Source organism: Pseudoalteromonas sp. SG45-3, assembly GCF_014164075.1.
Classification (GTDB): Bacteria; Pseudomonadota; Gammaproteobacteria; order Enterobacterales; family Alteromonadaceae; genus Pseudoalteromonas; species Pseudoalteromonas distincta.
Map to the genome: position 1 here is coordinate 1 of NZ_JACJEN010000025.1, position 21,675 is coordinate 21,675.

A 21,675-nucleotide genomic window follows, 5' to 3' on the forward strand; every position below is an offset into this window, starting at 1 on the left:
ATCAGCTATCAGCTATCAGCTATCAGCTATCAGCTATCAAACACATTCCTTGCACAAACCTGCTGATATTCCTTATTATCCGTATCAATACCTATATCAATCTGCCGATGCTCTGGGTAAGTGCTTCTGCATTGCGCTGTATCTCTCTTCTCGTAACTTTGAAACTTTTACCGCAGTTAGCTTAACGCCAGGTTTAACCCCAATTCGCTTAATTAAGTAATCTATTTTGATGTAAGAAAAGCATGTCGATAATAAGGAATAATTCGTTATTTAGTTGTTTTCGGCAAATGATCCTGCATTGCTCTATCTCCTGCATTTATGCAGTCGTATATCAGAGACTTTTAACACTGCTAGGCAGGCTCTAAGTATTATTGCTAATTGGTATAGTCATTAACTTTATAGTGTTGTACTTGTAGAGCTCTTGAGAGGGTTTAAGTTTTTACAGGAATATAGAGATGAATTAAGGGTATTTAATCAATACAGAGCTTTTAGGGTTGGTTAGATGTCAGAGCTGCCTGTTATACCAAGCTGTATAATTATTTAAACAATCTAACGAATTAAACTACTCCATCACGTTGTTAAAATTTTTATTGTGCACAAAAAAGCCAGCACGTTATATGCTGGCTTTTGGTCTGTAAATGCTTAGCTTACTTAAGCAGCATCAGCTTCTTTTTTAACGCTATTACGTGCGGCTTTGCCTGCAAGTAAGTCAGCAGGGTCGAAGTCATCAACGTTAATAACATCTAAACGAGATTGCTCAACAGCAGCTAGTTTATCAGCTTCTGCTTGGCTTAAAATGCCTGCTTCAAGCCCCATTTGTGCTACTTTATCAAGCTGGAAGAATGGCAGTTTAAGACCTTTCTCTTTACATACTCTTTCAAATAATGGCTCAACGTCTAGGATGTCTTTAAGCGTTTGCTCTTGACGACCCACAAGGTTAAGCGGCTCATTTTTTAAGTATACGTAGCTTGCTAAACGGTTACGCGTTTCGCTAGGTACTTGTAGTAGTTGCGCAAGTTTATGCTCAAGTTGGTCAGTTGGTTTACGAACCGGGCGACCAAACGGGAATAACAATACTTTTAACACGGCACGTAGTGGAGCCGAAGGCATGTTATTAATTAAATCAGCAAGTGCACGTTGGCAATGATAAAGGTGATCTTGGCAACTCCATTTTACTAGAGCAAAATCTTCTTTTTTACGGCCTTCGTCGTTGTAACGCTTAAGCGTTGCAGACACTAAGTATAAGTAACTAAGTAAGTCACCTAAACGTGCTGAAATACGTTCTTTACGTTTTAGTGAGCCACCAAATACTGCCATGCTAATGTCTGACATAAGAGCAAGTGATGCACTAAAGCGTGACGCTATACGGTAAAATTCAGCAGTTTCGTCGTTGTACGGCACACTTGTAAAACGTGCGCCGGTAAGTGCAAGCCACTTAGTACGTACAAGGTTCGACATAGTAAAACCAATATGACCCATTAGCGCTTTATCAAATACGTTAAGCGCTTCTTCGCGGTCTTCAATTTCGCACGCACCTAGTTCGGTAAGTACAAATGGATGACAGCGAATTGCACCTTGACCATAAATAATCATATTACGGGTCAAGATGTTTGCACCTTCAACGGTAATGGCAATAGGTGCACCTTGGTAGCCACGACCTAAATAGTTATTTGGCCCAAGCATGATGCCCTTACCGCCAAGTACATCCATTGCATGAATAGTTGCATCACGCATTTGCTCTGTCAGGTGGTATTTAATAATGGCAGAAACTACCGATGGCTTTTCGCCTAAATCAACCGCACCCGTAGACATACTAACCGCAGCATCAGAGCTGTAAGCGTAACCAGCAAGTTTTGCTAGTGACTCTTCAACACCTTCCATTTTACCAATAGGTAAACGGAACTGACGACGAATGCGGCTATACGCACCCGTTGCAACGGCAATCATTTTAATGCCACCGGCAGAATTTGACGGCAATGTAATTGCACGACCAACCGATAAACACTCAACCAGCATGCGCCAGCCTTGACCAGCCATATCTGGACCACCAATAATATAATCAAGTGGTACGAAAATATCTTTACCGCGAGTAGGACCATTTTGAAATGGTACGTTAAGCGGGAAATGTCGACGACCAATTTCAACTCCAGGAGTGTCCGTTGGAATAAGTGCACAGGTAATGCCTGGCTCTTTATTGTCGCCAATTAGCCCATCTGGATCTTGTAACTTAAACGCAAGACCAAGTACGGTAGCCACTGGGGCAAGTGTAATGTAACGCTTATTCCACGTTAAACTAACACCCACAACTTCCTCACCATTCCATTGCCCTTTACATACCACACCGTAGTCTGGAATTGAGCTTGCATCAGAACCCGCTTCTGGCGAAGTTAATGCAAAACATGGAATTTCTTGACCGCTCGCTAGGCGCGGTAAGTAATGATCTTTTTGCTCTTTTGTACCATAGTGTTGTAATAATTCACCTGGGCCTAAAGAGTTCGGTACACCAACAATTGACGAAAGTAATGTTGATTTACTTGTTAGTTTTTGAAGTACACAAGACTGTGCAAATGCAGAAAATTCTAAACCGCCGTATTCTTTTTTGATGATCATGGCAAAAAATTTATTATCTTTTAGATACTGCCACACATCTTGAGGAAGGTCGGTTAGTTCGTGCGTTGCTTCCCAATCGTCCAACATGCTACAAACTACTTCAACAGGGCCATCAACAAAGGCTTGCTCTTCAATAGTAAGTTTAGGAACTGGGTATTGGTGAAGTTTTTTCCAATCTGGGTTACCGCAAAATAAGTCAGCTTCCCACCACGTCGTACCGGCATCAATAGCTGATTTTTCAGTATCAGACATGCTTGGCGTTACTTTTTTAAACGTAGCAAAAATAGGCTTGATGATATATTGCTGACGAAGGCCAGTAACAGAAAGAGGAACCGCGATGATCAAAAAGATCAACCAGCTAATTAAACCAAAAGCACCCGCAAAGGTACCAATTAATAAAGTAATAGCCGAAACACCAAGTGCTGTGTTCCAACTTGCTCTGTGGTAAACCGCAGTGCAAAGCAACGCGATTAGAACCAGTGTAAATATGAGTGTCATTTTTATTCCTTAATAGAGGTCAGACCACCTCACTTAGAGTAGCGCTAGTAACAGTAATTTTCAAGTACATAACGATGTTAAATTGTAGTAGAAAGTAACTTAAATACGATATTTAATTACCCGACAGAGGAACACTCAATAACTATCGTATAGTCAAAGCATTAGCCGTAAGTAGTGTTAACGTAAAAATAAATAAATCTAATAGCAAAATGACACTTTTTAAGTAAGTATAGCCGTTATAGCGGGCTGCAATTTAGTGTACGCTTAATACACAAATATTCGCTATTTATTTTAATGTATGGTTTTTAAGGGTTATTTTATTAATGTGTGAATTACTTGGCATGTCAGCCAATGTGCCTACCGATATTTGTTTTAGTTTTTCAGGCCTTTTAGAGCGTGGTGGTAATACAGGTCCTCATAAAGATGGTTGGGGTATTACATTTTACGAAGGTAAAGGCTGTAGAACCTTTAAAGATCCTGAGCCGAGTTATCAATCTGAAATTGCAAAGCTGGTTAAAGCATACCCCATTAAAAGTGTCTCGGTTATTAGCCACATTCGCCAAGGTAATCGAGGTCGGGTATGTCTTGAAAATACTCATCCGTTTACTCGTGAGTTGTGGGGGCGTGAAATAACCTATGCTCATAACGGGCAGCTTTCAAATTATCATGATTTAAAACCTGAATATTATCGACCTGTGGGTAATACCGATAGCGAGTTGGCATTTTGCTGGTTGCTTGACAAAATTCGTGAAAAGTACCCGCAGCGACCAAGTAATATGGCGTCGGTTTTTAGATATGCGGCTAAGCTTTCGCATACGCTACGTGAAAAAGGCGTGTTTAATATGTTATTGACCGATGGGGTGTTTGTTTTAGCGTATTGCACTAATAACTTACACTACATAACGCGCCGTGCGCCATTTGGTAAAGCAACGTTGATTGATGCCGACATGGTGGTTGATTTTCAACAAGAGACCACACCAAACGATGTAGTAACAGTTATAGCTACAAGGCCTTTGACGAATGATGAGCGCTGGCAAAAAATGGAGCCTGGGGAATTTGCATTGTTTAAAATGGGTGAGCTAATTTAGCCCACCTATTTTAAATACTAACTTAACTTAACTTTGGTTTAATTAAATTTAGTTAGCTTCTTGAGGTTGTTGTGCTGTAGCAGGCGCAACAGCTGTAGGCGCAGTAACAGTAAATGAATTTATTTGAACTTCAAACTGCTCCATACCTTTTTCGCCTTTCCACATACGTACCAGCATGTAATCCATTTCTGGCGCAAACCACGCAATCGCTTGGCGTTTATCGTTATCGTATAAACGTTTTACTTTAATGGCTTCTACATTACCAATAGGCAACGAAATCATCTCGGTGCCAGATACTTCAAAGTTGTAGTCGCGGCGATTACCTTTTTTGTCTATAAGCGGAAATGAAAAGCTCGTTTCACCTTTTTTCAATCCTTCGCGCACTTGCACTTGGTACGAAATAGCATCCTGAAATTCATCAGTCCATTCGCATTTTAGTGGGTATTCGCTAGCGCTGCTAGTCACTACCTTATTTGTCGTATCAAAATCAATCTTATAATCTTTATCTGGGCCTGTACCGGTGCGGATCATATTGTAATGATGCGGGGTAACCTTACCATCTTTAAAGGTAAACTCTGATGTTTCTTCACGAGAATCAGAAAAGATCATCCACTCAATATTGCTGTGGTATGTTAGTTCATAAGTATCATCGCCCGTTTTTTTGAGCTCACGAACAGCCTCACCATGATTTTTACCTTTGCGTAAAATATCGTAATTAGCTTGATACTGGGTCAATTCGCCTGCAATTAGGCTAGTTGGAAGTAAAGCGCCCGCACATAACAACAGGGCACTTATTTTTTTATTGTGGGTAGTGCGCGCCGTGTGCAGGAAGTTGTTTTTTGTCAAGAACTGCATAATCTGCTTCCATAGTAAGTCTGTGTTCACTGAACCACTTGACCACCAAAGGATAAATTATATGCTCTTGCTCATGCACGCGTTTTGCTAATGTTTCTGCTGTATCATCCTTGAGTACAGGTATTTGCGCCTGAAGGATAACGGGACCGCCGTCTAATTCTTCAGTAACAAAGTGAACACTTACGCCATGAACATCGTCTTTTGCATCAATTGCTCTTTGGTGGGTATTCAGCCCCTGATACTTAGGCAACAAAGATGGATGAATGTTCAACATTTTTCCAACATATTTTTGCACTAAGCCAGGAGTAAGAATACGCATAAACCCAGCTAATACAACTAGATTTGGCATAAAAGAGTCGATAACGTTCATTAATTGCGCATCGTACGCTTCGCGCGAGTCAAAATCTTTATGACTGAGCACTTTTGTAGCAATACCTGCTTGTTTTGCACGCTCTAAGCCATAAGCGTCTGCTTTATTACTAATAACAGCCGCTATATGTCCGTTTATCTCGCCACGTTCACAGGCATCTATGATGGCTTGTAAATTAGAGCCACTACCTGAGATTAAAACTACCAGACGAGTCGGTGCCATTACTTAGCACCACCTACAATTTCAACTTGCTCTTCGCCTGCTGCTGCATCTTGAATTTCACCAAGGTGCCATGCATTTTCGCCCAAGTCTTTTAGCATTGTTAAGCTTTGCTCAAGTTTGTCAGCAGGGACTACTAAAACCATGCCTACACCACAGTTAAATGTACGGTACATTTCGTGTGTAGTAATGTTGCCGTTTTCTTGTAACCAATTAAAAATTGGTGGCCACTGCCAGCTATCACCTTTAACTACAGCTTTTGCTGAAGCGGGTAATACGCGTGGAATGTTTTCCCAAAAACCGCCGCCAGTAATATGCGAAAGCGCATGTACGTCAACGTTTTTGAATAACTCAAGTAAAGGTTTTACGTAAATACGCGTAGGCTCAAGTAGAGTTTCGCCTAATGTTTTACCTTCAAAGTCAGCGCTGGTATCAGCTTTTGACACTTCAAGTACTTTACGAATTAAAGAGAAGCCATTTGAATGAGGACCGCTTGAAGCAAGTGCAATAAGCTGATCGCCTGCTGCTACTTTTGTGCCATCAATAATTTTTGATTTTTCTACAACGCCTGTACAAAAGCCTGCCATGTCGTAGTCTTCACCATCATACATACCTGGCATTTCAGCTGTTTCGCCACCAATTAGGGCACAACCTGAAATTTCACAACCTTTGCCAATACCTGTCACTACGTCAGCTGCTGTGTCTACATCTAGCTTACCAGTTGCATAGTAATCTAGGAAAAACAGGGGTTCAGCACCTTGAACAATTAAGTCGTTTACACACATTGCAACTAAATCAATACCAACAGTATCGTGTTTTTTTAAGTCGATTGCTAAACGTAGTTTAGTACCAACGCCATCTGTGCCTGCAACTAATACTGGTTGCTTGTAGCCTTCAGGAATTTCGCAAAGTGCGCCAAAACCACCAATTCCGCCCATTACTTCAGGACGACGAGTTTTTTTAACTACGCCTTTAATACGCTCAACAAGTGCATTACCAGCGTCGATATCTACGCCCGCGTCTTTATAGCTTAGAGACTGTTTTTGTTCGCTCACAGGTTTTCCTCAAAATAGTTGTTTTGGGTTGCTTAGAAACGCGCGTATTTTACAACAATTGCAGGGTCGCGGCTAGCTCAAATGTAATTTTGAAATAATTAACAAGGACACTTGTCCGCTGTCTGTTGTTTAAATAAACAAAAAAACGCCCATAGGCGTTTTTTTAGTAATTAAAGGCGGTAAATTAACAGCTATACTTTTGCAGTTAATATGGCTCGAAGTGGAGCAGGGTAGCCTTCAATTGTTTTACTTGTATCGTTTGGATCTAAAAAGTCGATTAACGATTCGTTTTCCATCCAGTCGGTTTTGCGTTGTTCTTCAAGCGTGGTTATAGCGCAATCTTTTATTTGCACATCTTTAAAGCCAACGCGTTCCATCCAAAGCTTTAATGCTGCAGTACTTGGAATAAACCACACGTTGCGCATTTTAGCGTAGCGATCAGTAGGGACTAATACTGTGTTTTCGTCACCTTCAATTACTAGCGTTTCAAGTACGAGTTCGCCGCCTGGGCGAAGCTGCGCTTTTAACTGCGCTAAAAAGTCGATAGGTGAGCGACGATGATAAAGTACGCCCATCGAAAAAACCGTATCAAATGCTTTAAGCTCGGGTAATGCTTCAACGCCTAGTGGCAGTAAATGCACGTTTTCGTCTGGGTTGTAGTGTTTAATTGCCTGAAACTGACATAAAAATAAATCTGATGGATCAATACCCACCACAAACTCTGCGCTTTCACCACGCATACGCCATAAATGATACCCTGAGCCACAACCAATATCTAAAACGGTGCGGCCTTTTAATGGCTCAATATGAGGCAGCAGGCGGTCCCACTTCCAATCACTGCGCCACTCTGTGTCTATTTCAATACCGTGCACACTAAATGGGCCTTTGCGCCATGGCATCATGCGTTTTAATAAATGCATGGCTTGCTTTTGCTCGCCATCACTCATCTCCCCTGGGGCGCCAATTTCTACCTTAGTAGAAATATCAACGTGTGTTGTAGCCACCTCAGGCAAGTTTTTAAGTACTTTTTGCCATTTAGGTAAATCGCCATGGCTTGCCTCTAACTGCCAATGTTTTAATTGTGCAGGGAGGGTTTCTAGCCAGTGACTAAGTGGGCTTTGTGCGATAGATGCGTAAAATTGGTTAAACCATTGAGACATGGATGACTCTCTTTATTTAATTGCTACCATTGAGCAAAAATTAAAACATTGATACCACACTTGAGTTTGGCTAAAACCAATATCTTTTAAGCGAGTAAAGTGAGCGCTTAGTGTATCTGGGCGCATAACGTTTTCGATGGCGGTACGCTTTTGGCTTATTTCAAGCTCAGAGTAACCATTGTGTCGTTTAAAGTCGTGGTGCAAATCAATCAATAAATTGTCGCATTGCTCGTTTTCAGCTTTAATTTTTTCGCTTAGCAGCAATACACCACCCGGTTTTAAATTAGCGTATATTTTTTCAAGCACGGCTTGGCGCTGAGCATGCGGAATAAACTGCAAAGTAAAGTTCATTGCTACTACTGAGGCGTTTTGAATCTCAAGCTCGTTAATATCGCCTAAAGTAACAGTAACAGGTACATCTGATTTAAAACCTTGTAAATGTACCTTACAACGCTCAACCATAGCTTGAGAGTTATCTACCGCTATTATATGGCAGTTATCGGTGCGAATATTTCGTCGCATGCTAAGTGTTACTGCGCCCAAAGAGCAGCCTAAATCATAAAGATTTGAGTTACTTTGCGCGTATTCACCCGCAAGTTTACCCATTGTACTTACAATGGTGGCATACCCAGGCACAGAGCGCTGGATCATATCTGGAAAAACTTCGACTACATTTTGGTCAAAGCTAAAATCTTTTACTTGTTGCTCAGAGGCATAAATACTGTCTTTTATGGTCACGAAGGCAGTCTCTTTGTAAATAATGGCGCTATTTTAACATTTTATACTGGATAGTCAGTGATAAATTCAGTAGCTTGACTAGAATTATGAATAATAAGTATAAAAGAGAAGATTAAATGAGCAAAAGTAAGGTCATCAGCACAGACGATATATTAGCAACCCTTTGTCATTCAGTGACAGGCGTACTCACATCAGCCAGCGGTAATGGTATTAGCTACTCAGCCATGGTGCAAAAAATAACGCGTACATGCATGCGACCAGATATTGGCTGCTTTGTTTTATTTGACGGCGGTTTTACCGGGCTCGTAATTACCAACTTTACTTCGCAAGCGGCGATGGAAATTTATGGCGATTACATGCGCAACATGGGGATGCCAGAAGATGAAATAGCGCATAGCCATTTATCAGACGACGTATCAAACGTATTAGGCGAGTTGATGAATCAAATTGTTGGCGACTTTACGTCTAAAGTACGCGAGCAATTACATACCTCGATTACGCAAAACCAGCCAAAAATGATGGCAATAAACAAGCAAGTGCAAATATCGGTAGATACCACGATGGATCGCCCGCAAGCCCGCCGCGTAACATTCACCACAAGTAAACAAAATATCTTTTACTTGGAATTAGCGATGGATAAAACAGAGTTCATTAAATTACACGACTTTGATATTGCAGAAGCACTCGACCCAGATGACATAATTGAAAACGAAGCACGTAAAAAAGCGGACAAAGAAAAAGCATCTACCGCAGTAGAACAAGATGATGGCGATGATGATTTTATGGCAGGCCTAGGGCTTTAAGTCTATTTACGTAGGTTGGGTTGAGTGAAACGAAACCCAACGACTGCTCAGCTATTAATCTTTAGTTATAAGTGTTCAGGTTAGTGATTAAAATAAAAGCGCGATTTATATCGCGCTTTTGCGTCATGTTAGCTTTATTTGAATAAGTAAACCTACTCTTTAAATTTATAGCCCACACTATAAACCGCTGCTATTGGGTTTAGCCCTGCTTGAATGTCGTTAATCTTTTTTCGTATATTTTTAATATGTGTATCTATGTTGCGATCGGATATGTCGGTTGTGTCGCTGTATACGTTATTAATAATATCTTCGCGGGTAAAAACACGCCCTACGTGGCTTATAAATAATAAAAATATTTTAAACTCGATGGCGGTAAAGCCAATACTTTTGTCGTTTAGGCGTGCTTCGTAATCGTCTTTGTGTAATTGGAAATTATTATGATTAATGATGTTGGTTTTAGGCTGGCTGGTCCTTCTTAGTACGGCTTTTATGCGTGCTACAACTTCTTTGGGGCTGAAGGGTTTGCATATGTAGTCATCGGCGCCGATCTCTAAACCCTGCAAGCGGTCTATTTCCTCACTTTTTGCGGTAAGCATAATAATAGGCAGACTTGAAAAGGCTCTTATTTGCTTACATAGCTCTATGCCATCAACATCTGGCAGCATTAAATCAAGAAGTATTAAATCTACTGCGTTTTGTTTTACAAAACTAACTACACCTTTGCCACTATTAAAGTGCTCAGTTTCGTAATTTTGTTGCTTAGCGTAGGCAATAAGTACCTCGGCAATGTTTTCTTCGTCTTCAACGATAAGTATTTTTTGTGATGCCATTATTTTAACCTAAAAGTGTCAGCGTTATTTTTACCTCTAGCCCACCGAGTGGTGAGTTGTGCAACGATATTTGACCGCCATGTGCCTCTACTATTTGTTTGCAAAGTGCAAGTCCTAAGCCCGAGCCGCCGTGCTCTCGGCTTCGAGATTTTTCAACGCGATAAAAACGCTCAAACAATTTTTGTAAGTCGTTTGGTAAAACACTTGGGGCTGAATCTTGTAAAATAAGCTCAATGTTATTGGGTCTTTTGTGGGCAAGTATTATTACTTGCCCACCTTTATGCGTGTATCTGCAGGTATTTTCTAACAGGTTTGAAAATAATTGTATAAGGCGTTCTTTATCACCATTTATTATACATTTGCCGGCTTTGGTTAAGCTTTTGCTATCTACATTTAATTCATGCTCTTTAAAGCGAGCGGTGTAGTTTTCAATTGATTGCTCAAAAACAGTGATTAAATCAATGCGCGCATTGTTATAGGTTAAATTAACGCTATCTGTTTGTGCTAGTTGGGCTAGGTCGTCAACAATGTGGCTTAAGTTATCTACTTGGTTTATGAGTAAATTAATGCGCTTTGTGTCGGCTGTAAATACGCCATCTTGAACGGCTAGTAAATGCGAGCGTAGTACGGTAAGTGGGGTTCTTAATTCGTGGGATGTGTCTGACACCCATTGAAACCGCATTTGTTGGTTTTGCTCAAGCGTGTGGGCTAAGGCATTAAAGTTGTTGGATAGGGTACCTAGCTCATCTTTACTAGAGGGAATTATTCTGCTGGCAAAATTTCCTTTTGTTAACTCATCGGTGCCAGTCACTATTTGCTTTATTGGTTTTATTAAATGGCGAGATAACACAATAGCCATAATAAATGCGAGCACAATAACGAGTAATGTGATCATAAAGTAGTTATGAAATTGCGCTGCTAAAAATGCTTTTACTGGGCTACTTTGCACAAGTTTTGAAGGTACTAAACCTATCCAGCCTATAACGTTATTGTTTAATAAAATAGGTTCTATATGTGGGTTGTCGTTTAAATTAGCCCTACCAATAACAACCTTTTTATTTTGATCATATAAACTTATACGTTGCCCTGTTTTAAGGGAACCTGCAGGTAAATGTACCCACAATAAAGAAGGCGTTGCATTGCTGTTATTTGGTTTGGGTGGGGGGCTTGTGTGTTTATTCGCTTTGGGCTCGCCTGGCTTTTTTTGCGGCTCTACAATAGAGCGCCATAATTGCGTGCTTTGTGTAATGGGTTGCCAACTGCCTAATCCGCTATAAAGCTCAATAAGTTGATGCTTAACCATTGCTACATGTTTTGTTTCTTCTTGTTCAACAAAGTCGTTAAAACCTGACGAAAAGGTCATGTATATAAACACAAACATAAGCCCAACAAGGGCGATATTAGTGATAAAAAAAGCTAAAAAGAATTTATGTATTAATTTCACTGATTGGCAAATAGTAAAGATCATGACGTTAACGTACCAAGCAGTATTGCATATTGATTATGTGCCTACAATTAGCGTATTTAGGGAGTTGCTTACTAAAATCCTTTTTAAGTAAGCTTTTAGGTATGTTGATTCTTGGGCTAGAACTTTATTTTTGCGGTATCGCCAGCACCCAGTAACTTATATTGTGGTTTTACAAAGCTTGCGTGTACTGCACCTAAACTTTTAGGGAACGATATGGCAAGCTCATCTACTGTTGCAAATGAGTGCTTTGCTTGAAAAACAATTTCTAGGTCGTGCGCTTCGTTGTTGCTGGTGGTAAAAACGACGCGTTCAAACACGATAACTTGCTGATTTACACGTAAGCTCGTTTTTTGTTTAAGTGCATTTTTTACAAACTCTTCTTGTTGCTCTGCACTTAAGTTTGTAGGCATAAGCTTATCAATATCGCCCATAAGCCATGCTTGCTCGCTTTGCAGCGCTGAGATTAAATGCTCAGCATTAGTTAATACTTTTACTTCAACTTGCCCATCTCTTAAAATTACTTGGGCTGTTGTGTTTTTTAATACATGGGCGCTCACTTGAGCGCTCATACTTGTTAAAATACACGCGAGCATTAGCCATTTTAATTTTTTTAAAAAATACATAATTACTACCCTTTATTGAGGTTGCTCAATAATTGCTTTACAAATAAGGGTGTTGTCGGTTTCTAAGTCTTCGCCCCATATGAATTTTGCATTTTCATCCCAGTTAATATCGTCGTAACCGTCTTTTGGTCCTACATCGGCAAAGTTGTGCTCTACTGCATTAGCCCAGTTTGCGTTATCAAAGTTACTTTGCAGCCAGTTAGTTGGTGCTTCTTTTGACATAAACGTACAAACGCCTTCGCCCGCGACAGGGTTTGATTCGCTTTCGCATAATTTGTTGAGCGGCGCTTTGTGCAGTATTTCGCATTTAAAGCTTTTATCGCTTACGGCAACTACTTTATTTGTATCGGTGTCGGTAAGTTGCATAATAAAACCGCCATCACCCATTTGCTGATTTTTAGCACCGATGTATTCAAGCCCAGTGTCGTTTTGCTTAAAGTCTTTAATTATTAAATTAAGCTCAATAGGGTAGTTTGCAGAAAACGTAATACTTTCGGCATTAAATGAGCGCTCTGTGGTTATTGGTACAGAATCTTCAACAAGTAACTGCTCGCCTATGTAGGCTGTAAACCAGTTATCAGCCCATGCTTCTAGTTTTAAGTTATGGTTGCCTGTAATGGCAGGATTTGTATTTTGCTTAGTGACTGTAGGAGTAAGGTGATTTGGTTGCGGACCTCTACAAAATGTACCTGTTTGAACTTTGCCACCATTACTGATGGTTTTTTGTTTAAAGCTATAGCAGTATTTTCCCTGTGATGCAGGGCTGTAGGTAGTAAAGTAGTTCTCGCCTTTGTATGAGTAGCTCATTGTACGGCTGCCGTTTTCAGAGATTGTGTGCGTTAGGTTTTCAACGCCTCCTTGTGGCGGGCGCAAGTCGGCTCTTATACCTTGAGTATCGCCACTAAGTGGTGACACTCTTGGTAATTTTGCGGTATCTACTTCACCAACTAAGCACTGAATAATATACGGCGGCGTAGCTGATGTTTGGTAGCGATAGCCAAATGTGTCGTCGGTTTGTCCGTTACATACATCAAGGTCACCTTTGGCAATTGCACTGCCGTCTGGGTTTTTACTGCCATAAAGCGGGTAACCATCGTAAGCCCAACCAATAATGGCATCGCTTGTTTGGTTTTTCATTGTGTCAATCATACACGTTGGCGATACATGATAATGGTAGTCATCACCTCGTCCTGCGTGTCCGCCACAAATATCTAACTGTCCGAGTGCTAAAGTGTCGTGTTTTTCATCGTAGCTATTTACGTCCAACTCACCTTGCGAAGAATAGTCGTATATTGGTACGCCGTTAACGGCAACACCTACGGCTGCATCAATTGTTGTTATTGTTTTTGCTTTTTTAGGATTTAGCTTTATAGGTGCTACGTAGTCTTTAGCTGGAACAGGTATTTGCTCGTTAGTACCTGTAATACCAGTCATTACTTCATGATCAGGATAAGTAGATGAGGCAATATAAGCATATTGTTCATCGCACGTAACAAATACGCTTTGATCAAACCCTGCATTACTTACTGATTGTGTAATAGCATCGCAACGAGGTGATTTTACGTTAGCGGTTAAATATGATTTATCAGGCTTTGGTTGCTCATTTGGTTTTGGTCTTGTATTAGGTTTGTGTTCGGCGCTACTGGCGCTTCGCGAGTATTTAACCGTCATACTTGCAGTATCGAGCGTAATATCTTTTACAGCAGCGAGTAATGCTGAGCGATCTACTTTTGTATCGCTATTAAAGGTAACCGGTGCAGATAACGCGTATACAGTATAAGTATAGCTTTTTTCACCTGGGCCTTTAGAGCAAGGCGGCGCGTATTGGTTTAAATCGTTTACGCTATTAGAGCCTACTTCACCGAGGGTTTCGCCCGCTTTAATTTGTGTTTTATCGGCGGAAATGTTGTACATGGTCCAATACCAATGCATTCCCTCTGGCGCTTTATGATCCATAATTAATGCATAATATTTGGTTGCCTTAGGTGCACCACTCCAGTTAAGTGGGGGGCTAATGCTTTGCCCATCGCACGTATAAGTAATAGGCAAATTACCGCCATCACTTACTTTTGAGCTGGTTAGAGTAAAATCATTGAGGTTTGATTGTTCAAGTGATTGGCTGTTTTGCTCGTTGCAGGCACTTAAGGTTAAGCAGCACAGTGCACTGAGTAAAATGGCATGGGTATTTTTCATCATTTCAAAACTCCAAAGATTAAATTAACTTTTAAGAGTGTAGTTCTCAAATGTAGGGCAATTATGTAGTTTTAAACTTTTTTTTATTAAGGGCTGGCGTTAAGTTGTGAGCTGCTTACGGAGATAAAAGACTGGGTATGGAAGGAAACATAAACTTAAGCATGAGCTTTATTTTCACTCAGTTAAATAACGCTAAAATCCTTATTTTAAATAAGGATTTTCTCCCATTGCGACTACCACACAAAAAATTCTTAAATCTAACTCTAGCTGGTGGTAACTCGGCTCCATATGGCAGCAAAGTTGATAAAAACCTTTGTTGTGGTCTTTTTCTTTAAAGTGGGCGAGCTCATGTACCACTAACGCTTTTAATAACGGCTCGGGAGCGCGGAGCAAGTCGCTGTTTATCGCTAAATCGTGTTTACGGGTTTTACCTTGCATTCGATACGTATGTGTACCGAGTGCATTGGTCACCATGTCGCCTTGTTTTTTAAACGCCGCACGACCAAATGGTGGCGCATTTTTTAAATATTGTTTTTTAAGCTCGGTTGCATAGCTATAAAGTAGTTTATCGCTGGTAATAGTGTGTGCTTGCGGATACTTTTTAAGTAAGTAGTCACATACCTTGTTGTTATTTATAAGGCTTAATACTTGCTCAACAATGTTAGCTGGGTAGCCGGTAAAGTAATGTGCGTATTTACTCATTATTATTTCTCTGTCGTTTTACTTTTAAAAAAGTGCTGGCTGGTGGGCTTCTTTTTCGCCAGTAAATGGGTTTAATGCTTTGTGATCATAACCAAGGTCTTTGCAAAACTGCCTTGCTAATAATGGCGCTTCTCGGTTATCTGCCGTATGAAAAAACACATAGGGCGTTTTTCCTTCATCAAGCCATTGTTTTACTTTACTTAGCCACGGTTTATAAAAGGGTTTATAGTCGTTTTGTAAATTGGCTATTACAAAGCGCGCCATAGGCTCTGAGCCAGTAGCTATTGCATGTACCGGTAAGTGGGGCTTTTTTTGCTGTGCATCTATTAGCGCTTCGGTTGTTGGTTTTACCGCAAATAGGGCGCGAGTATCCATCGATATACGATTTATGTTATTTGCCATTAATAATTGGTTAAGCGCAATTTCGGCTTCACCCTTTTGAAAAAACGCAGTATGACGTACCTCTACACCGTAATTAACCTCTTTTGGTAACAGGCTAATAAATTGGGCTAGCTTGGGTAAGTCACCAGGGCCAAATGCTTTAGGTAATTGCAGCATGATTTGCCCGGTTTTTTCTAAAATAGGGGAGAACAAGTTAAGCCAATCAGTGAGCTCGGTTTGAACATTAGTTAGGTGCAGCTCGTGGCTAAAGCGACGATTAAACTTAAACGTAAATTTAAAATCATCGGGTACGCTGTTTGCCCAGCGCAATACGGTACTTGGCGATGGGTCAGCGTAAAAGCTGGTATTACCTTCAACAGAGTTAAAGTGTTGGGCGTATTGGCTAAGCATATCGGCGTTTTTACATTGGCTTGAAAATAAATTGCCTTTCCATGCATTACTCGACCACTGCGGGCATCCAATATATAACATACAAACTAGCGCCTTATTATAAAGTGGCGATAGTGTAGCAAATAACAAAACGAGCTGCTGTAAATTCAGGGGCAAAAGCGGCACACGCCCTAGCATCTTAATGTTAGTTGAGTATAATGCAGGGCTTAATTTGATTATTTTTAGATTGCTAGCGGCTTTATTTGTATTGTGGTGACCTGTTTTTTAAATCACACGCCTTAAAACAAATAAATATAACCGTTTAAGCCTTTTATCTGACAGGAAAACTATGCGCTCTATATATTGCGGACAGCTAAATAAAACTCACGTAGATCAAGAAGTTGAACTATGTGGCTGGATCAACAAACGACGTGACCTTGGTGGACTTATCTTTGTCGATTTACGCGATAGAGAAGGTTTAGTACAAGTTGTATTCGACTCTGACATTGAAGAGTTAATGAGTTCAGCTAACACACTTCGCCAAGAATTTTGTGTTCAGCTAAAAGGTACTGTACGTGCACGCCCTGATAGCCAAGTAAATAAAGATATGGCAACAGGTGAAATTGAAGTTTTAGGTACTGAGCTTACAATTATTAACCGCTCTGAACCGCTTCCACTTGATTTTAACCAAGTAAACTCAGAAGAGCGTCGTTTAAAATACCGTTACTTAGACCTACGTCGTCTAGAAATGAGTGACCGTATTAAATTACGTGCTAAAGCAAGCAGCTTTGTTCGTCGCTTTTTAGATGAAAATGGCTTTTTAGACATCGAAACACCTGTACTTACTAAAGCAACGCCAGAAGGCGCACGCGATTACTTAGTGCCAAGCCGCGTTCATAAAGGTAGTTTTTACGCTTTACCACAGTCTCCACAGTTATTTAAGCAATTGTTGATGATGTCGGGTTTTGACCGTTACTACCAAATTGTTAAATGTTTCCGTGATGAAGATTTACGTGCCGATCGTCAACCAGAATTTACCCAAATAGATATAGAAACCTCGTTCATGAGTTCTGATCAAGTACGTGGTATGACTGAAAAAATGATCCGCGAGATGTGGCAAACATTGTTAAACGTTGATTTAGGCGATTTTCCAATCATGCCTTACAGCGAGGCAATGAGCCTTTACGGTTCTGATAAGCCTGATTTACGTAACCCAATGAAGTTAGTTGATGTTGCAGATTTAGTTAAAGATGTAGAGTTTAATGTTTTCTCAGGTCCAGCTAACGACGAAAAAGGTCGTGTTGCTGTATTAACTGTACCGGGTGGCGCTAAGCTTTCTCGTAAACAGCTTGACGATTACACTAAGTTTATTGGTATTTACGGCGCTAAAGGCATGGCGTGGATGAAAGTAAATGACCACACTGCAGGCGCTGAGGGTGTTCAATCACCAGTGGCTAAGTTTTTAAGCGAAGACGTAATCACAAAATTACTTGAGCGTACTAATGCACAGTCTGGCGATATTATTTTATTCGGTGCCGATAAGCGCAATACGGTAAATGAAGCAATGGGCGCACTGCGCGTTAAGATTGGTGTTGACTTAGAAATCACTAACCTTAATAGTTGGGCACCACTTTGGGTTGTAGACTTCCCAATGTTTGAAGAAGATGACGAAGGCACATTACATGCTGTGCATCATCCATTCACTGCACCAAAAGATATTACTGCAAGTGAGCTTGAAGCAAATCCAGCTGCGGCTATTTCAGATGCCTACGACATGGTATTAAACGGCTACGAAGTGGGTGGCGGTTCGGTACGTATTCATAATGCAGATATGCAAGAAACTGCATTTAGAATTTTAGGTATTAACGAGCAAGAGCAACAAGACAAGTTTGGCTTTTTACTTGATGCACTTAAATACGGCACACCACCACATGCTGGTTTAGCATTTGGTCTTGACCGTTTAGCAATGCTTTTATGTGGTACCGATAACATTCGTGACGTTATTGCTTTCCCTAAAACAACACAAGCGTCGTGTTTATTAACTAACGCGCCTAGTAAGCCTAATATGGATTCGTTAGCTGAGCTTGCAATCAGTGTTGTTGAAAAAGCGATACCTAGCGAAGAGTAATTTTTGTTTAGCTTATTGAGCTAAATTTAAAAACCCTTAAGTTATATGCTTAAGGGTTTTTTTGTGGTTAAATTTACAGCAACATGTATTTTAATCGAATAGACGAAAAAGGAATTATTATGTCGATCAATGCCACCTTACTTGGTGAATTTTTAGTTTTTTTTATTGTGCTGAGTATTCCTATTTTTGCTGTAATTAGCTATAAAATAGGTAAGCGTAAAAGTACTATGCCGGGGGTTTTAGCTTTTGTGGGTGGCTGTTTAGCGCTATTTCCACTATTTGCTTTGATTTTTATTGCAGTGCTTGCGCTTAAAAAAGATTTACCTAAAAATAGCGTCTATGCCCATTAAAAACTAGGTTAATAGTGTCAATTTCAAATAATAATCACTACTTCGACGAGCAATTTAATGCTTTGCAGCACGAAGAGCAACTAACTGAAAATTCTGAGTTTGAAGAGTGCACATTTACCGATTGCGACTTTTCAGGCGGGCAGTTTAATAATTGCCGATTTATACAGTGCAACTTTAAAAACTGTAATTTATCGTCACTAAAATGGAACTACAGCTCGCTTGAAGATGTAAGTTTTAGCCACTGTAAATTAAATAGTCTGCAATGGACTGACGTGGATTGGCCAGCGCTTAGTATTAACGCACCGGTGAGCTTTAATTATTGCGAGCTCAGTAATAGTTCTTTTTTTGAATTAACCCTCAAAGCCCTCAAACTAACACACTGCTTTGCCAAAAATGTTGATTTTAGACATGCTGATTTAAGCGGTAGTGAATTTACAGGAACAGATTTTCGCGATAGTGAGTTTTTTCAAACTAACCTAACAAAATGTGATTTTGTAGGTGCGACAGCATTTAATATAGATTTGAATAATAATATGTTAGCGAATGCTAAGTTTGATCGCTTCGAAGCACTTAATTTGCTTACCAGCCTTAATATAGAGCTTTGTGATTAATTTAGTTTAATATGATTACTAACTAGAAGCGACAGCTTAGCTGGGCTTCTAGATACTGCGTAACTGCGTAATTAACGGCTAGGGCCATTTTTATTACGTGCACTGGCAAGCTGTCTTGCGATTTCTAATAACGCTGGTGAAATATCTTCAGCGCCATCTTTAATTAGTTTTGTAACGTCTCCTGATGAAAACAAACCGTCACGTGGTGATTTAATACCTAACTCACGAACAAAATCCTTCGTTTTACCTGTGCTGCCTGTTTCAATAAACTTAAAAATAATACGTTCATTGTTGTTTTTAGCAGGGGTTTTTAGTGTTTCGATTTCGTCATGTATTGCCGTTAGTTTGTCTTCTAAAATTTCTATACGTTCTTGAATGCTATTGTATGATTTCATTTATTGGATCTTTTACTAAATATATTTAAACAATGGCGGCTATTATCGCATAGTTTGTCAATAGAGAATGCAAACCTATAAAGTAAAAGTTATTTTTAATTAAAAACAATAATTTATATAAGTTTAAATATGCAAAAAACACTTAAAAAGCTTTTTATGTTAAGCGCACTAGCTCTAAGTGCATCAGATATAAGCACATCAGCAATAAGCGCAACAAGCTATGCAAACGATGGCGTTATGACTGATGAAAGCCGCAATCGCACTATTCCTATCAATATTACATTGCCAAGTAACAATGCTAAGTGTACAGCGCAAGTAAAATGCCCTGTAGCGTTTATTAACGCAGGTTACGGGATTAGCCATAACGGGTATACGTTTGCCAGTAATGCGTTTAATCAGCGTGGATATTTAACAATAGCCGTTGCACATGAGCTAAAAAGTGACCCTTACTTAAACCGTGAGCAGCCTTACTTTACAACTCGCATGGAAAACTGGCATCGTGGCGTAGTAACGCTTAAGTTTTTAGTTAATGAGCTATCGAGTAAATACCCAGCGTACGACTTTACAAAACTCACCTTATTTGGGCACTCAAACGGCGGGGATATTTCCGCATTATATGGCTCTATTTATCCAAACGAAGTTAGCACTATTATTACGCTCGATCATCGCCGCATGTTGATCCCGCGCAATAAAAACATTCACGTACTTACTGTACGCGGTAGTGATTACCCAGCTGATGCGAATGTGCTGTTAAACGATTCAGAGCTGGATAAGTTTCCCGTTACGCAAATAATGATAGAAAAATCGCGTCATAACGATATGTACGATGGCGGGCCAAAATGGCTGGTGGATAGAATGAGTAAAGAAGTAGAGGGATTTTTAGATAGTAAAAATTAGGTTTATAAAAGTTAAATCACAGCGCAGTGTTACCTGCGCTATATTAATTTCACGGCAGTTATTCTACCAGTTCACTTACAATAACTGGGTTATTGTGTAGTGTTTTATGCACTGGGCATTTGTCGGCTATTTCGAGTAAACGCTGACGCTCAGGCTCTGTTAAGTCGCCACGTAAGGTGATTTTACGGGTAATGGCTTCAAGGTTACCGGTTTGCTCACAATCGTCGCAATCTTTGTTGTAATCGCGAGTGTGATCAAGTTCTACTTTAACATGCTCCAGTGGTAAGTTTTTACGTGTAGCGTACATACGTAGTGTCATGGCCGTACAGGCACCAAGCCCCGCTAATAAGTGATGATACGGATCGGGGCCTAAGTTTTTACCGCCTACTTTTATTGGCTCATCTGCAAGCCAAGTATGATCTTTTGTACTTACGTGCTGAGTAAATACATGGTCTTTTTCTTCAACAAGTACATTACCACCCGTTAAACTTGCCGTGTATTTAGTTTTGTCGTACTTAACATAACGGTTTGCCCACGTTGCAATTATTTGTGCAGCGTAGTCGGCATCATTTTTATTTGTTAAAAGGTGATCGGCGTTATCTAGGCTAATAAAGCTTTTAGGATGCTTAGCTGATGCATAAATTTTTTCAGCTTCACTAATATTTACAGTCGCATCAATAGGGGAGTGCATTACTAATAATGCGCGCTTAAGTTTACTTATGTGGCTTTTATCGTACTTGGCTATATCGTCAATAAATTGCTTTTTAATGGTAAATTCACGACCAGCTAAGTTAACTTTAGCTTCACCTGCTGCGTTAATTTCATCAAGGTGTGCTTCAAAGTTATGCGCTACGTGCTGCGCATCTGACGGTGCGCCAATGGTTGTAATAGCCGATACTTCAGGAATATGCTCAGCAGCAGCAAGTACCGCAGCCCCGCCTAAACTGTGGCCAATGAGTAGTTGCGGCGGAGCAAAATGCTCACGTAAATGATTTGCCGCAGATACTAAATCTTGAATGTTTGATGAAAAGTTACTGTTAGCAAAGTCGCCATCACTATTACCTAAACCGGTAAAGTCGAAACGTAGTACGGCGATACCTTGTTGTGTGAGTGCACGGCTAATCCGTGTAGCTGCTGCAATGTCTTTACCGCATGTAAAGCAGTGTGCAAATAGCGCGTAAAACTTAACGTCACCAGAGGGAAGTTCAAGTTGGCCGGCAAGTTCTAAATCGCCGCTTTTAAAAGATACTTTTTGTCGCATGGGGAGCCTTATTTACACAAATAAAATATATTCTAATAATAGACCAGAGA

The 21,675-nt window shown here is 40.2% G+C and carries 21 protein-coding genes; 7 read left to right on the forward strand and 14 right to left on the reverse strand.

What is annotated here, in order from left to right; genetic code table 11:
* The coding region (locus H5126_RS19120; RefSeq protein ID WP_182758553.1) for a hypothetical protein at positions 1-220 on the forward strand (220 nt) is incomplete at its 5' end.
* Between the two features lie 431 nt (positions 221-651).
* On the opposite strand, the gene fadE is transcribed toward H5126_RS19120, so the two are convergent.
* Positions 652-3,108 carry an acyl-CoA dehydrogenase FadE gene (gene fadE / locus H5126_RS19125; RefSeq protein ID WP_002960075.1) on the reverse strand — a complete coding sequence of 819 codons (2,457 nt, stop codon included), beginning with the start codon at positions 3,106-3,108 and terminating at the stop codon, positions 652-654.
* A gap of 323 nt (positions 3,109-3,431) precedes the next feature.
* On the opposite strand from fadE, the gene H5126_RS19130 reads away from it, so the two are divergent.
* Positions 3,432-4,196, forward strand: coding sequence for a class II glutamine amidotransferase (locus H5126_RS19130; protein ID WP_165724201.1), 765 nt, complete (start codon positions 3,432-3,434; stop codon positions 4,194-4,196).
* A gap of 48 nt (positions 4,197-4,244) precedes the next feature.
* Here the strand turns inward: H5126_RS19130 and H5126_RS19135 are convergent, their stop codons facing one another.
* From H5126_RS19135 to cmoA, 5 genes are all read right to left on the reverse strand, one after another.
* The gene (locus H5126_RS19135; protein ID WP_182720945.1) at positions 4,245-4,979 is read right to left on the reverse strand and encodes a DUF3108 domain-containing protein; all 735 of its coding nucleotides are present in this window, start codon (positions 4,977-4,979) and stop codon (positions 4,245-4,247) included.
* A gap of 16 nt (positions 4,980-4,995) precedes the next feature.
* Positions 4,996-5,643 (reverse strand): phosphoribosylglycinamide formyltransferase, encoded by a 648-nt coding sequence (purN, locus tag H5126_RS19140; RefSeq protein WP_002959994.1) that lies wholly within the window; start codon positions 5,641-5,643, stop codon positions 4,996-4,998.
* Positions 5,643-6,695 (reverse strand): phosphoribosylformylglycinamidine cyclo-ligase, encoded by a 1,053-nt coding sequence (gene purM / locus H5126_RS19145; protein WP_002959993.1) that lies wholly within the window; start codon positions 6,693-6,695, stop codon positions 5,643-5,645. Before purM ends, purN begins: the two co-directional genes overlap by 1 nt.
* 191 nt (positions 6,696-6,886) lie before the next feature.
* Positions 6,887-7,855, reverse strand: a complete 969-nt coding sequence (gene cmoB, locus H5126_RS19150) for a tRNA 5-methoxyuridine(34)/uridine 5-oxyacetic acid(34) synthase CmoB (protein WP_182720931.1) — start codon at positions 7,853-7,855, stop codon at positions 6,887-6,889.
* 12 nt (positions 7,856-7,867) lie between these two features.
* Complete coding sequence (gene cmoA, locus H5126_RS19155) at positions 7,868-8,593, reverse strand: carboxy-S-adenosyl-L-methionine synthase CmoA (protein ID WP_165735693.1); 726 nt, start codon at positions 8,591-8,593, stop codon at positions 7,868-7,870.
* A gap of 116 nt (positions 8,594-8,709) precedes the next feature.
* Between cmoA and H5126_RS19160 the strand changes: the two genes are divergently transcribed.
* The gene (locus H5126_RS19160) at positions 8,710-9,396 is read left to right on the forward strand and encodes a DUF3334 family protein (protein WP_182696245.1); all 687 of its coding nucleotides are present in this window, start codon (positions 8,710-8,712) and stop codon (positions 9,394-9,396) included.
* Positions 9,397-9,548: 152 nt separating this feature from the next.
* Here H5126_RS19160 and H5126_RS19165 read toward each other — a convergent pair whose 3' ends face one another.
* From H5126_RS19165 to H5126_RS19190, 6 genes are all read right to left on the reverse strand, one after another.
* Positions 9,549-10,226 carry a response regulator gene (locus tag H5126_RS19165; RefSeq protein WP_182712735.1) on the reverse strand — a complete coding sequence of 226 codons (678 nt, stop codon included), beginning with the start codon at positions 10,224-10,226 and terminating at the stop codon, positions 9,549-9,551.
* A 4-nt stretch (positions 10,227-10,230) separates the two neighbouring features.
* A complete protein-coding gene (locus H5126_RS19170; RefSeq protein WP_259413636.1) occupies positions 10,231-11,589 on the reverse strand; it encodes an ATP-binding protein in 1,359 nt (452 codons plus the stop codon).
* A 221-nt stretch (positions 11,590-11,810) separates the two neighbouring features.
* On the reverse strand, positions 11,811-12,317 hold the full coding sequence (locus H5126_RS19175; RefSeq protein ID WP_182720933.1) for a hypothetical protein: 507 nt from the start codon (positions 12,315-12,317) through the stop codon (positions 11,811-11,813).
* A gap of 12 nt (positions 12,318-12,329) precedes the next feature.
* Positions 12,330-14,513, reverse strand: coding sequence for a YHYH protein (locus tag H5126_RS19180; RefSeq protein ID WP_182720934.1), 2,184 nt, complete (start codon positions 14,511-14,513; stop codon positions 12,330-12,332).
* Positions 14,514-14,711: 198 nt separating this feature from the next.
* Positions 14,712-15,212, reverse strand: coding sequence for a M48 family metallopeptidase (locus H5126_RS19185; RefSeq protein ID WP_165724193.1), 501 nt, complete (start codon positions 15,210-15,212; stop codon positions 14,712-14,714).
* Positions 15,213-15,236: 24 nt separating this feature from the next.
* On the reverse strand, positions 15,237-16,085 hold the full coding sequence (locus tag H5126_RS19190; RefSeq protein WP_182720935.1) for a DUF72 domain-containing protein: 849 nt from the start codon (positions 16,083-16,085) through the stop codon (positions 15,237-15,239).
* A gap of 247 nt (positions 16,086-16,332) precedes the next feature.
* Here H5126_RS19190 and aspS point away from each other — a divergent pair, with 247 nt between their 5' ends.
* The 3 genes from aspS (at position 16,333) to H5126_RS19205 (ending at position 19,072) form a co-directional block, all read left to right on the forward strand.
* The gene (gene aspS / locus H5126_RS19195) at positions 16,333-18,111 is read left to right on the forward strand and encodes an aspartate--tRNA ligase (protein WP_182675658.1); all 1,779 of its coding nucleotides are present in this window, start codon (positions 16,333-16,335) and stop codon (positions 18,109-18,111) included.
* Between the two features lie 119 nt (positions 18,112-18,230).
* On the forward strand, positions 18,231-18,461 hold the full coding sequence (locus H5126_RS19200) for a hypothetical protein (protein WP_033028287.1): 231 nt from the start codon (positions 18,231-18,233) through the stop codon (positions 18,459-18,461).
* A gap of 14 nt (positions 18,462-18,475) precedes the next feature.
* Positions 18,476-19,072, forward strand: coding sequence for a pentapeptide repeat-containing protein (locus H5126_RS19205; RefSeq protein ID WP_182720936.1), 597 nt, complete (start codon positions 18,476-18,478; stop codon positions 19,070-19,072).
* Between the two features lie 71 nt (positions 19,073-19,143).
* Here the strand turns inward: H5126_RS19205 and H5126_RS19210 are convergent, their stop codons facing one another.
* The gene (locus H5126_RS19210) at positions 19,144-19,467 is read right to left on the reverse strand and encodes a hypothetical protein (protein WP_002959968.1); all 324 of its coding nucleotides are present in this window, start codon (positions 19,465-19,467) and stop codon (positions 19,144-19,146) included.
* 129 nt (positions 19,468-19,596) lie between these two features.
* On the opposite strand from H5126_RS19210, the gene H5126_RS19215 reads away from it, so the two are divergent.
* Positions 19,597-20,364: an alpha/beta hydrolase gene (locus H5126_RS19215; RefSeq protein ID WP_182720937.1), complete on the forward strand. Its 768-nt coding sequence runs from the start codon at positions 19,597-19,599 to the stop codon at positions 20,362-20,364.
* Between the two features lie 58 nt (positions 20,365-20,422).
* On the opposite strand, the gene H5126_RS19220 is transcribed toward H5126_RS19215, so the two are convergent.
* Positions 20,423-21,625 (reverse strand): bifunctional alpha/beta hydrolase/OsmC family protein, encoded by a 1,203-nt coding sequence (locus H5126_RS19220; RefSeq protein WP_033040721.1) that lies wholly within the window; start codon positions 21,623-21,625, stop codon positions 20,423-20,425.
* Positions 21,626-21,675: the final 50 nt, after the last annotated feature.